The sequence below is a fragment of the Salinivibrio socompensis S35 genome, assembly GCF_000513715.1.
Classification (GTDB): Bacteria; Pseudomonadota; Gammaproteobacteria; order Enterobacterales; family Vibrionaceae; genus Salinivibrio; species Salinivibrio socompensis.
The window spans coordinates 1-1953 of sequence record NZ_AQOD01000188.1; the positions used below are offsets into that span (position 1 = coordinate 1).

At 47.9% G+C, this 1953-nt stretch carries 2 protein-coding genes; one reads left to right on the top strand and one right to left on the bottom strand.

Annotated features, from left to right (window positions below; genetic code table 11):
- Positions 1 to 182: IS5/IS1182 family transposase (locus DZ54_RS22785; protein ID WP_037355034.1), on the top strand; the 182-nt coding region annotated here is incomplete at its 5' end.
- A gap of 107 nt (positions 183 to 289) precedes the next feature.
- Here the strand turns inward: DZ54_RS22785 and ptsP are convergent.
- The coding region (gene ptsP, locus DZ54_RS22790; RefSeq protein ID WP_051416078.1) for a phosphoenolpyruvate--protein phosphotransferase at positions 290 to 1953 on the bottom strand (1664 nt) is incomplete at its 5' end.

A 1953-nucleotide genomic window follows, 5' to 3' on the forward strand; every position in this document is an offset into this window, starting at 1 on the left:
AAGATATCGACAAAGAAAGCATGGATTGGTGTCTCTATAAGTATCGACATTTAGTTGAGAATGCTTTCGCGAGGATTAAGCACTTCCGAGCAATATCAACGAGATATGATAAGTTAGCAAGAAATTACGCCAGTATGGTATCACTGGCGTTTACTATAATGTGGCTGCCGATGTATTGCTGAATAAAATGTGTACAGCAAAGATCAACACGCCCTAGCGAGTCATAGTAAAACGAAGCATAAACAAACCGGCGCAGAAACGCCGGTTGATATGTAAAGGAACGCTACTCCTACAAAGACAGTTGGCGAATCTGTGCTTTGAGTCCAGGCAGAAGGCTCGCGCTCGCACTGAACTTACGAAGACCAATACCAAGTAACGTCTGGGTTGCGTTAGGATCCCCCGCCATCTCGCCACACATGCTCACAGGAATGCCAGCACGATCACCGGCAGCACACGTCAGTTCAATGGCTTTTAATACCGACGGCTCAAAGTAATTCACTAGCTCTGCGACTGCCGTATTGCCGCGATCTGCCGCCATGACATATTGCGTCAGATCGTTGGTGCCTATAGAAAAAAAGTCAACTTCTTGCGCCAACGCATCCGCATTCAGGACAGCAGCGGGTACTTCTATCATAATACCGACAGGAAGGTTACTGGCATCCACCCCTAATTGCTGTGCTTGATGCGCCAACAACGCTTTCACTTTTTTTACTTCTTGAACTTGCGCGACCATAGGTATCATCAGTTGAATATTAGGCTGTACCTGAAACGCCTTTAAAATCGCGCGCAGTTGCGTGTTGAATAAGGCTTCATGTTTAAGGCACAAACGTACCCCTCTTAAACCTAAAAAGGGATTATCTTCCGCAGGCATAGGATAAGCTGCTAAAGGCTTATCACCCCCCACATCAAGACTACGAATGGTAAGTGGTTTATCGCCGAGCGCAGCGGCAATATCTCGATAGACTTGGTATTGTTCCTCTTCAGTCGGTAAGACTTCACTGTCTTGGAATAAAAACTCGGTGCGAAATAGACCAACACCTTCCGCCCCCGATGTTAACGCATTGTCCAAATCATTCGGCCCACCAATATTCGCTAACACGGGAATAGCGAGACCATCGCGAGTCATCGCCACTTGCTGTGCGCTCGCTAGCGCACTTTTTCGCGCGTTTTGCCATTCAATTTTCTGCGCGTCTAGCGCCTGCTGTACCTCATCTGACGGCGCAAACCATAAGTGCCCTTTGAACCCATCCAGCGTCACCATTTGACCTGACCGGACAGCATCGAGACATCCTTGCGCTTTTACCATCGCGGGGATCCCCATCGCGCGAGCAAGTATCGCACTATGGGACGTTTTACCGCCTTCACTTAAACAGATACCAAGCACTTTTGATTTATCGAACCCAGCCACATCCGAGGGCATAAGGTCATGGGCCAATAAGATACTTGGCTCCTTAATCTCAATCGCATGAGATTTGGCACCTGTCATTTCAACCATCACTTGGCGGGCGATATCATGTACATCGGCTTCACGTTCACGCATGTATAGCGTCTCAGCGTGACGATATTCTTCGGCCAGCGCGTGAAGGGTTTCTAACCACGCTTGCTCTGCAATCATGCCTGATTGAATATGCGATTCGACCGATTGCCATAATTCAGGGTCACTTAACATCATGCTATGCGCCGAAAAAATATCTCCTTTCGCTTGCTTCGCTTGATGTTGTAAACGCTGAACAACGCATTCTATTGCTTGCTTAACATGCGCAATTTCATCGGTTGTATGACCAAAGTGACGATCGGGGACGGGTGGCATTTCACTGGTAACAAGAACAACGGGCGCCGTTACAATCCCCTCATTCACGCTAATCCCCGTGATCGCGCCTTCAATGGTTTGTGCATTCCCCTCATGATGTAATGTCTCGACTTCATCGCTTTGATGTTCGATAACGCCATCAT